This is a genomic window from Symbiopectobacterium sp. (assembly GCF_051710365.1).
Classification (GTDB): Bacteria; Pseudomonadota; Gammaproteobacteria; order Enterobacterales; family Enterobacteriaceae; genus Symbiopectobacterium.
This window is the reverse complement of sequence record NZ_JBPETA010000112.1, coordinates 1-10,644: the sequence shown is the minus strand read 5'-3', so window position 1 is coordinate 10,644 and position 10,644 is coordinate 1. Positions and strand designations below refer to the sequence as shown.

Annotated in this window: 6 protein-coding genes and 3 pseudogenes; 3 read left to right on the top strand and 6 right to left on the bottom strand. The window is 54.6% G+C overall.

The window, feature by feature from the left end; genetic code table 11:
• Nucleotides 1–119: 119 nt before the first annotated feature.
• The 3 genes and pseudogenes from ACTBDZ_RS11240 to ACTBDZ_RS11230 form a co-directional block, all read left to right on the top strand.
• Nucleotides 120–455 (top strand): annotated as a pseudogene (locus ACTBDZ_RS11240) (ABC transporter substrate-binding protein); the annotation flags it as partial.
• Nucleotides 456–458: 3 nt separating this feature from the next.
• On the top strand, nt 459–1,535 hold the full coding sequence (locus tag ACTBDZ_RS11235; RefSeq protein WP_438815370.1) for a FecCD family ABC transporter permease: 1,077 nt from the start codon (nt 459–461) through the stop codon (nt 1,533–1,535).
• 65 nt (nt 1,536–1,600) lie between these two features.
• Nucleotides 1,601–2,335 carry an ABC transporter ATP-binding protein gene (locus tag ACTBDZ_RS11230; RefSeq protein WP_438815372.1) on the top strand — a complete coding sequence of 245 codons (735 nt, stop codon included), beginning with the start codon at nt 1,601–1,603 and terminating at the stop codon, nt 2,333–2,335.
• 58 nt (nt 2,336–2,393) lie between these two features.
• On the opposite strand, the gene ACTBDZ_RS11225 is transcribed toward ACTBDZ_RS11230, so the two are convergent.
• The 6 genes and pseudogenes from ACTBDZ_RS11225 to ACTBDZ_RS11200 form a co-directional block, all read right to left on the bottom strand.
• On the bottom strand, nt 2,394–3,503 hold the full coding sequence (locus ACTBDZ_RS11225; RefSeq protein WP_438815371.1) for an ABC transporter substrate-binding protein: 1,110 nt from the start codon (nt 3,501–3,503) through the stop codon (nt 2,394–2,396).
• A 150-nt stretch (nt 3,504–3,653) separates the two neighbouring features.
• The gene (locus ACTBDZ_RS11220) at nt 3,654–4,715 is read right to left on the bottom strand and encodes a nickel/cobalt transporter (RefSeq protein ID WP_438815369.1); all 1,062 of its coding nucleotides are present in this window, start codon (nt 4,713–4,715) and stop codon (nt 3,654–3,656) included.
• The gene (locus tag ACTBDZ_RS11215) at nt 4,706–5,380 is read right to left on the bottom strand and encodes a DUF1007 family protein (RefSeq protein WP_438815368.1); all 675 of its coding nucleotides are present in this window, start codon (nt 5,378–5,380) and stop codon (nt 4,706–4,708) included. Before ACTBDZ_RS11215 ends, ACTBDZ_RS11220 begins: the two co-directional genes overlap by 10 nt.
• An 81-nt stretch (nt 5,381–5,461) precedes the next feature.
• A pseudogene (locus ACTBDZ_RS11210) lies at nt 5,462–5,806 on the bottom strand (MFS transporter); the annotation flags it as partial.
• A gap of 730 nt (nt 5,807–6,536) precedes the next feature.
• A pseudogene (locus ACTBDZ_RS11205) lies at nt 6,537–7,121 on the bottom strand (tetratricopeptide repeat protein); the annotation flags it as partial.
• A 242-nt stretch (nt 7,122–7,363) separates the two neighbouring features.
• Complete coding sequence (locus ACTBDZ_RS11200; RefSeq protein WP_438815367.1) at nt 7,364–10,255, bottom strand: autotransporter domain-containing protein; 2,892 nt, start codon at nt 10,253–10,255, stop codon at nt 7,364–7,366.
• Between the last annotated feature and the right edge of the window lie 389 nt (nt 10,256–10,644).

The window sequence follows — 10,644 nt, the reverse complement described above, 5'->3', positions numbered from 1 at the left end:
TGTTAGTATGAATCATGAGAGTTACCTCGTGTTTTGTATAAGGATTGGACACCCATATCAAAACCGGTAACTCTCAACCTTGCAAGGTCCAGTGTCAGATCAAGTCGCGACTAATACACATCATGACCGGCTCCAAACGCGGCAACAGCGCCAACAAAATTCTGTCTTTCGGCTATAACGCCACCGCTGAGGATATTCAAGCCAAAGCCGATGTGCTGTTAAGCCGTCCGGGTATCGATCAGGTCCCCGCCATTAAGGCTGGTCAGGTTTACGGGGTGTATCACCACTTCTATAACCATCCGTATAACATTGTCGGCATGGAATATCTGGCGAAAATTGCCTATCCGCAAGCGCTGGCAACGTTAAATCCTGATCAAACTTACCACGATATCGTGCGTCTCTTTACCGCACTTCCAGACACACCGTTTATTTTCAGTCAAAAGTTGGCCAAGTAGTCGATGAGTACAACCACTGACATCAGCCGCCAAAAGGCGGCTGACTCGGATATCCTCCGTCATTATCAAGATATTCTGCGCCATCGGTTGCTGATCATGCTGTTGCTGGTCGCCGCCATCGTTGCTTCCCTGCTGTTGGATTTCACCATGGGGCCATCCGGGCTTTCACTCGATGTGCTCTGGCAAACGCTGACCAACCCCGCGCAGGCCGATGCCGGCACGCGGGTGATTGTGTGGGATATTCGCCTGCCCTACGCGCTGATGGCGCTAATCGTCGGACTGGCCTTAGGGTTGGCAGGCGCAGAGATGCAAACCATCCTGAATAACCCCCTAGCCAGCCCGTTCACGCTGGGCGTCTCTTCAGCCGCTGCCTTCGGTGCAGCTCTGGCGATTGTGCTGGGGATTGGTATCCCCGGCATTCCGGCTCAGTGGTTTATCTCCTCCAACGCCTTTCTCTTTGCGCTGATGGCCGCATTGTTACTTGATGGCATTACCCGCTGGACCAACGTCGCGACGTCAGGCGTGGTCCTGTTCGGTATCGCGCTGGTGTTCACCTTCAATGCGCTGGTATCGATGCTACAATTCATCGCCAATGAAGATACCTTGCAAGGTCTGGTGTTCTGGACCATGGGCAGCCTGGCGCGCGCCTCATGGGAAAAGCTGGGCGTACTGCTGTTGGCGCTAGTGGTATTAATGCCGCTGTCGTTTATGAGTTCATGGAAGCTCACCGCCTTGCGTCTCGGGGAAGATCGCGCCACAAGTTTTGGCATCAACGTACGCCGTTTACGTCTGGCGACGCTGCTACGCATCAGTATTCTCTCGGCGCTGTCGGTGGCGTTTGTCGGTCCGATCGGTTTTATTGGTCTGGTTGCGCCACACATTGCCCGCATGGTATTCGGAGAAGATCACCGCTTTTATCTGCCCGCCAGCGCCCTGATTGGTGCACTGGTGTTATCGCTGGCGTCGGTGGCGTCTAAAAACCTGATCCCCGGCGTGATTATTCCTGTTGGGATCGTGACATCGCTGGTTGGGGTACCCTTCTTCCTGAGTATTATTCTGCGCCACCGGGGGAATGTATGAACCAGACGCTGTCGCACGCCGGTTTGCGCATCTCCCGTTTCTAAGCCGGTTATCCGAAACGACAAATCATTCACAACCTCAATGTGCCGCTGTTGCCGCGCGGTAAAATCACGGTACTGCTTGGCCCCAACGGTAGCGGTAAATCAACGCTGCTGCGCGCGTTGGCCGGACTAGGCAACGCCAACGGTGAACTGCATCTGGACGATACCGAACTGATGCAATTGCCGTTCGCCAAGCGTGCCGAACAGGTGGTTTATCTGCCACAATCTTTGCCCGCAGGCGTGCATTTGCACGTGCTGGAGTCGATCATCGTGGCACAGCGGGCTTCCGGCGGTTTGAACTCGCGCGAGAAAGAGAATGAAGTGTTGACGCTGTTGCGCCAACTCGGTATTGAACATCTGGCGATGAGCTATCTGGACCAACTCTCCGGCGGCCAAAAACAGCTGGTAGGGCTGGCGCAATCGCTGATTCGCCAACCTTCCCTGCTGTTACTGGATGAACCGTTAAGAGCGCTGGATCTCAATTACCAGTTCCACGTGATGGATTTGGTGCGTAAAGAGACGCGCAAGCGCAATATCGTCACGCTGGTGGTGGTGCACGACATCAATATCGCCCTGCGCCACGGCGACCATGTGCTGATGCTGAAAAACGGTGAGCTGATTGCTGACGGCGCGCCTGCCGAGGTGATCAGCGCTGACAGTCTGGCACAGGTGTATGGCGTACGCGGGCGCATTGAGCGCTGTTCGCAGGGCATACCGCAAGTGATGATTGATGGGTTGGTGTCTGAACCGACGATTTGATTGCTAGTGCATTGAATGACCATAAAGCCCGCATAAACGCGGGCTTTTTCATCGGTAATTATTTCTGCTGCGGTGGCAGCGTTACCCAATATCCCGGTTGATACGGCAGCGGCAAGAACTTCTCATGAAAGGTTCTGAACGTCGCGTCCGGATCGATATCCTTAAACAGATCCGGATGCAGCCATTTCGCCATCGCCTGAATCGCAACAAACTGATACGGACCATCGTAGAACTGGTGCCAGATAGCGTGGGCATTGCCGTTGGTCGCCACCGGCAAGGTTTTGAACGCAGAACGCTGCATCAACGCAGCCAGACGTTTGGTGGCTTCCGCCGTGTCCGCACCTGGCCCCACGCCAACCCACTTGTTCGCCGTGTTGTAGTTCTTCCAGTTAGCCCCCGTGACAATCACCACATCCGGACGAGCGCTGATAATAAATTCCGGATTCAAGGTGCCAAAGGTGTCAGGGATCGCCGTTTTGGCGATATTGCTCCCACCGGCGACTTCCACCATTTTGCCAAAGTTTTCATCACCAAAGGACATGCAGCACTCATCATCATAGCCTCCAGCACGATCGATCATGACTTTCGGACGCGGTCCCTGATAATTTTTCAGGCGATCTTCTACCACGGCGATCTGCTCGCGGCGGAACTGAACGATCTCCTTGGCACGCTGCGGCTTGTTCAGTAGTTGCCCCATGATACGGATGCTCTTTTCCGCATTCTCAAACGGCTTCTCGCGGAAATCGATAAACACCACCGGAATACCCAACTGCTCCAGCTTTTCAATCAGTTTGCCTTCATCCGTCGCCGCTTTCGATTCCAGGTTCATCAGCACCAAATCGGGTTTGAGCGTTAACGCCTGCTCAACGTTAAAGGTGCCGTCCTTCGCGCCTCCAAACGTTGGCAGCGATGTGATGCTCGGGAACTGTTTTTCATAGGCCTTATAGCCATCAAAATCCGCTTTGGGCAGATCGTCACGCCAACCGACCACGCGTTTAAACGGTGCTTCAGTGTCAAAGGCCGCCAGCAGGTAAATCTGTCGCCCTTCGCCCAAAATGATGCGTTTGGCTTCTGCGGCAATTTCAACCTTGCGACCACTGACATCTTCGATAACGATCGAGGCGGCATACGACAGGCAGGTGACACTCCATAGCGCGATGGTAGCTATCCAATGTAGCGTTTTCTTCTTTATCCCTGATTTTTATATGGATAATGAGACTCATTATCATCTTTAAAATGATATTGCTGCGCGCCAGAGCAGACGCAATGGCTTTTTGACGTCAGGCACGTTCAGAAAGAAAAATCAGAACCAGGCACGTCAGGAGAACGGACGGATACCACCGGTAATGGCAGGTTGCGCCGAGAGATAAAGCAGAACGCCAGCGCCAAACAGCACCATGCCACCCGCCAGCGACAACGTGCTCCAGGCGGTCTGTTGCCACAGCGTAGGCGCGCGTGAGCGTCCCATACGTTCAATCACTCGGCGGCAAAAGAACACCAGCAGCGCCAACACCGAGAGGGTAATGGCCGTGCCCAGCGCCATGGCGAGTGCAGAAGCAACGCCCCAGGCAAACACGCCGATCACTTTGGAGAACAACAGCACCAGGATGGCCCCCGAGCAGGGACGCAACCCCATGGCAAACACAATCGCCACTCGGGTACGCCAGCCATCACCACGTTGCAATTCTTCCTGGGAGGGGAGATGACGATGGCCGCAACCGCATACGCCATCATCCGTCACGGGCGATAACGGCGCTAACGGTAACGGACGCGCCTCTGCGGTTAACACGTGAATACGCTGAATATTTGGTTTGTTGGCATGTCGGGCATGGGTAATCGCCGCCCACAGACGTTTAAGGGCGCGCACGCTGAGCCACAATCCCAGTAGCGCCACCAGCATAAAACTGGCCTTTTCCATCCAGAAACTGCTGGCGTGCAGTGCCCGGCTGGAGAGTTGCAAAACCCCCAACGTGACGCTCACCAACCCAATCGCCATCATGCCTTGCAGCAGCGAGGATGCCAGAGTCAGTTTCAGACTGTTTTTAAGCTGCGTAGGATGGGTGGCAAGGTAGGTGGCGATCACCACTTTACCGTGTCCCGGCCCCACCGCGTGCAAGATGCCGTAGAGCAGACTGAACGCCAGCAGGCTCAGCCCCGCCTGATGCGGTTGTTCGTGCACCGCCTCAAGCAGCGCTGACATCTGCTGATGCATCACCTTCTGCCAGGCAACGCTTTGCAGCAGAATATCCGGCCAGTAGCGCAGCGCCACCTGAGCCCCCAGCGCCAGGAGCAGTAAAAAAACCGCTAACGGCCACCACAGGCCAAGACACAGTCTCAAAGTGCGATGGCGTTTTCGTTTTTCAAACACAGTCAGTGGCATTCCAGCGTAATTTGTTGTGCAAACTGTTTGCCCAGCGCCAGATCCTCATCGGGGGCATCGGCTTTATCCAGCGACAGCGCATAAGAACGTAAATCAGCGCTGGGTTTCGGGGTAAACAGCGCTGCTTTACAGTGTTCCGCCAGCGCAGGCGCAAGGCGAACAGCGTTTTTATCCTGATAGGACATATCGACAAAATAGGTCGGGTCATAGGTAGAAATCTGTAGCGGCGCGCCTTTCAAAGGTTGCGGATGCGCCAGCGGCAGCACAAACTCCAGTACCGCTTTGTTACCCTGCCGCGACAGATGATATTCTGTCGGCAGCGGTTGAAATTTCACCGCCGCGTTATCCCGGTAGATCTCAGTAAAATAGTGCTGGCCCAACACGTTCGCCATCACTTCCGCCGCCAGCTTTTTCCAGATTTCAGAGTCACTTTTCGCCTTGCCCGCATCGTAGAGCAGATCGGCTGAGGTGATCGGGTCCATCGTCCAGTGCATACGCAACCCGGTGATGGTGTCATTCTCACCTTCAACCGTGGTTTGGATATCAATAAAACTGTGGGGGTGCGCCCACACCGAAGGCGAGGCAAGCAACAGCAGCGAGAACAACACGCCCCACCGCCACCCTAACCGAGCACAACAGCGACCGAAAGTGTTATAAAGTAACATAATGTATCGTCTCTTGACGCAGACGATGACCCCCGAACTTTCCAAGTGTCATCCTATTCCGAAATGAACGTGATACCCAGTTTATGCGTGCTGAACGGGCGTGGCAGGTCGCAAAAACAGCGCAGGAACCACCAGCGCCGCCATCACCCAAAAGGTAGCGTGTTGCAGATGTTCAAACAAAAAGCCTGACACCACCGTCATCACCGCAATGCTGCCGCCCATTGCCAGTGCCGAGTAGACGGCCTGCAAACGCAGCACGTCGCCACCGCGACGCGCAGAAATAAAGCGCATGGCGGCCAGGTGGCACAGGGTAAAGGTACCGCAGTGCAATATCTGTATCACAATCAGCCAAGGCAACGCTACGGTGGCCCCCATCAGCCCCCAGTGGACAATGCCTGCCACCGCTGACAGCAGCAACAGGTCGCGGTAAATGCGCCAGACGCTGTTGCCAGAGCTCGATACGCTGGGGATCGGCAAACAGATAAGGCACAGTACCGGGCAAATCCGTCAGTTGCAGGCCCAGCGCCATCGGCAGGCTCATCAGCTCACAATGATAATCAAAGGACGGCGGTAAGTTTCCACGCACAACGATCTCATCCCAGCCAGTACAGCGGCGTGCCAGTGCCAGACAATCGCTGTTCACTTGCAGAATAATGCGCGCACCGCTGCGCTCGCGCGCGGTTTGCACCAGGCGTAAAAAATGAAAGGTGTCGCCAAAGCCCTGTTCGTCATGAATCAGCAAGCGTTTCCCCGCCAGCGGCTGCCCTTCCCAACGCGGTTTCTGCACATGACGGCACACCTTAGCCGTGTGCTCCATCTGGTAGCGAAAGCGGTATTCGCGCCAGCCATGGGTAAAATCGCCGGTGACTAACAGCAGTGAGGCCAGATCGAAACGTGCCGTCATCTCACCGGGCCGAACCCGCACCAACATGGTCATAATGCGCAACGCGGGTTCCATTTTTAACTGAGCGCGCAGCGCCCGCGCCAGCAGATGCCACAGCGTCGGCGGCCCGTTGCCGTTCGCCAGCGTTTGCGTCAGCAAAGCTTCCACCTCGGCATGGCGACCTTCGGCAGAAAGAGAGAGCACTTGCTGATGACAGGCGGCAATCACCTCGGCGGACAGCGCCGTACCGGACGTCGCGCCCTGCGCGTTAACCCGGTCTGGTGCAAAGGCGCGTAATGCGTCCAACCAGCGGCTGACCTCTTCGGGCCGTTGGCGCACCCTCGCCAGATCGGCAAGATTAAGATAGGCTTCCGCGCAGCGTGGGTCGAGGGCTATCGCCTGCTCAGCTAACTCGGCGGCTCGCGCTAAATGGCCGAGTTCGCGTAACAGGGAGGATTGGTTAATACAAGCCTGAACAAACTGAGGGTCATGCACCAGCGCCTGCTGGTAATGATGCAATGCTTGCTGACTCTGCCCTAAACGGCGCAGCGTGTTCGCCAGATTGTTGTGGGCGTGTGGGCTGATGGGGCGAGCAACCAGCACCTTGCGCAGACAGGATTCGCTGAAAGTTAGATTGCCACACTCTTGTGCGATGATACCCAGGTTGTTCCATGCATCCATCAGTTGCGGATCGGCAGCAATTGCGTTGCACGCCGACTGCTCAGCGTCCTTTAATTGTCCCTTTTGACGATACATCTCTGCCAGATTGCTGTGAAACAGCGCAGGCGCTTGCGGCGAGCGGGTCGCCGCCTCTAAATAGGTAACCGCACGCTCCTGAAAACCATAGACATGGGCCATAACGCCGAGCAGATGCATGGCCCCCGGTTGCTGAGGGACGACACGCAAAATACGCAGACAGAGTTGCTCTGCCTGCACCGCCTGACCAGCCCGCCATTGTGCATACGCGCACCGCAGGGCCGTTTCCACGGTAAGCGGTGTCGCCACTGGATGAGTCGGATTAAGCACAAAATCTCCCTGATGCCAGCGAATGAACTGAAACAATGCGCCAGCGGCGTGACCATACCGCTGGCGCAGGGGAATCAGAACTGCCAGCGCAGTTGCAGATTACCGGTGTGACTTTGATAGTGTCGGACCGCTTCGCCGGTATATTTTATCGTCACGCTGAGATCCCGAGAGCCCACGAGAGAAACCCCCGCCGAGAACACGCCAGTATCCACAATCGGTTTCGAACCGCGTGCCACAAATGAACTTGCGCCGGTGCTGTCGGCAGAGAAGCTGGCTACCGATTGCAACGCATCGTCATGGTATTCGTGACGCCATCCGCCCTGAATAAACGGCTGGACTTCACCGTCTGACATTTTGAAACGGTGATCCAACTTCAACGCCAGGTCACTTTTGAGTGAGGTTACCGTGGTATCGTCAACCCGCAATCCCGCACCGTTGCCACCCGCCTCGGTATAACCGTCCTGCCCCAGTTTGCTGTAGGTCAAGGCAGCGATCGGTGTCAATCGAGTCCACTGGGTTCCCATCGAGAGCGGATACCCCACCAGACCGGAGGCAATGAACTGGTTGCCTTTGAATGTTGCCGTGGTATTACCGTTAAATCCGGTGAAATCAAGCTGACGCTTGGTGCCGTAATGGTGGAAGATACCGCCAGTCGTCAGGTTGACGTACCAAGGGTCACCCTCATAGTTGGCATAGCCGAACACGCCGTAAGATTTGACATGGGCCGAACTGCCCAGATTATCGCCGCTGCTGTTCACCATGGTGGTGGTGTAGCTGCCTAATCCCCCCAGACGCCAATTATCGTTGACCTCACCATCGCCCCCTAACATCACGCCAACGAAGTGTCCGTCGTAACCCGCGATATTCCCCTGCTGACCTCGGTTGACCTTGCCGCCAAAGCCTCGCCCCCAGGCTACCGGACCGTCATCATTTTCCCCGGTCGAAATACCGCTGCCTGCGCCTGCCAGACGAATGGCTTCACCGCGTTGCGCCAATACGTCCAGTACCGACATGGCGGGCAGTGCTGCCGCCTGTACCGAGGCTGAGGCGATCGCCGCTGGGCTAAGTTGCGCCCCCGCACGGTTAGCCTCTGCTGTATTGCCTACCGCAGCACCATCGTTAAACAGATTGAGCAGGGACGACTCCGTACCGCCATAGTTAAACAGGCCGTTCAATGCGGAGATGGCGTTTGACGTCGTCGCGTAACCAATCGGCTTGTAGTCACCATTGCAGTCACCGAGCGTCACCACCAGATCGCTGGTGCTGCCGTGCGTTACCGTATTACCGGTCAGCAGCCCGGTGTAATTCTCAGCCCAGTAATCCAGTTTGTCGGCGTTGTAATCGGTACCATCACTATTTGCCCGAATTACCACATAGCGCTGCTCTTGTGCAAACGCATATTGGCCGTTACCCATTAGCCCCACGTTGGATCCGCTGGCGATATTGGCACTGCCGGACACCACCAGGCCGCCATACCCGTTGTAGGCGTTGATATCACCGTTGGTGGCAAGGTAGTTATTGACACCAAACAGCAGGCTGGCACCGCCTCCCTGCTGATAGTCGCCGTCGATCGTGAGCACATTGTTGACCATCAGTTGGGCAGAGCCATTCACCAGTTGGCCTTCCCCCAGAATGACGTTGTCATTCAGCACCGTACTGCCCGTAACAAAAGTCAGGTCACCGGCCGCAATGGAAATGGTACCGATACTTCCTTTGTCATAGCCAGTCAAGGTCCCGATGTCCTCGCCTTCACTGCCAAAGAAGGTCAGCCCGCTGGTGGAGTAGATATTTCCTGCAATCACCCCATCGTTATAAATCGACCCGATACTCCCGCCATCGATGGAGAGCGCGGCAGACTCACCGCTGATAATGCCTTCATTGCTGAGGGAGCCAAGGGTACCACCGTTGTAAATTCCCATGGCGATATTGGTGTCGATGGAGCCCGAGTTGAAAAATGTCCCGACATAGGAGCCACCTTCCACCACCAGGCCATTCTCCGCATCAATCAGTCCGCTGTTATTAATGGCGGCGATCGTACCGACAGCGTCTTCCGGGTTACCAAACGCACCGATGCCCAGATTGGCACTCAGGGTACCCGAGTTGAAGAAGGTACCTACATACCCGCCGCCTGATACAATCAGCCCGTCGTCAGCATCAATAAGGCCAGTGTTGGAAATAGATCCAATCGAACTTAACTCTTCGACATTTTCACCAAACACGCCAATACCCAGGCTCGCGTTGATGGTACCGCCGTTAATTAATGACGCTAAGCTGGCATCATTTTCCAGAACGATCCCGGCATCACCGGTAATCAATCCGGTGTTACTAATGGAATAGATACTGGAACTGTTGAGCAGAATGGTGGCGTCGTTATCAGAGGAAATCGCACCGGAGTTGACCAACTCATACAGCTTGGAATCATTTTCCAGCACGATGCCCTGGTCACCACTGATCTCACCAGAGTTCTCGAAAGAGCATAGGTTGCTGGCGTTGATTAAAACGGCCGTATCTTCATCACCTTCGATATATCCAGAGTTGTTGAATTCCCCCAGAAAGCTGTTGTTCTCGAGGTAAACGCCCTTATGTCCCGAAATGGTGCCGGTGTTAAACAGCGAATCAATGTTACCCTCATCACTCCAAAGACCACTGTTGTCACTGGCAGAAATTAAACCGGAGTTGGTTAATGGACCGATCGACCCGGTGTTATAGATCCCATCACTACCTGTGATAACGCCAGCGTTGCTGAGCGTACCAATGGTTGAGGTGTTGGTGACACCGAAATCGGTTCCGGTGATAGTACCGGTAGTGGTTATGCTCAAATAATCCTGCGCAGTTGTGATGCTCAGGCCGCTGATGTTCGTGGAAACATCGATCGATGCAGCGGATGATGGGTAAGTAGAAAGAACACCTAGTACGGCACTTACTGCCACCACCAACGGTTTGACTTTGAATGACGAAGACCTCATCCGGCACTTCTCCCCAAATAATACAACTCATTGATATTTCATAATTACTCTGATATCGATAGCATTTTAATTAATAACGATGAATAAACATGATTTACCGTTATTAATTAGAAGCAACCTTCCTGGAAACAGCGTCTTTGCGATAAGAACTGTGTCAAAGGGTAGACGGGGCGTGGGAGAAAACTTTCATATTCTGATTCTTGCGTTAAGAGCACACAGGCTTGGATATCAGATGGTTACGTGAAGATAGGCTTTGTTGAATAAAATAGAAAGTTTGGGTAATCATCGGAACAGATCACCATAGTTGTTTCAAAATCAGGTCTCCATGGCAAAACAAAATTTTAAAATCACTAACTGGCCCTCCTATAACAAGGCCCTCAAGCAGCGCG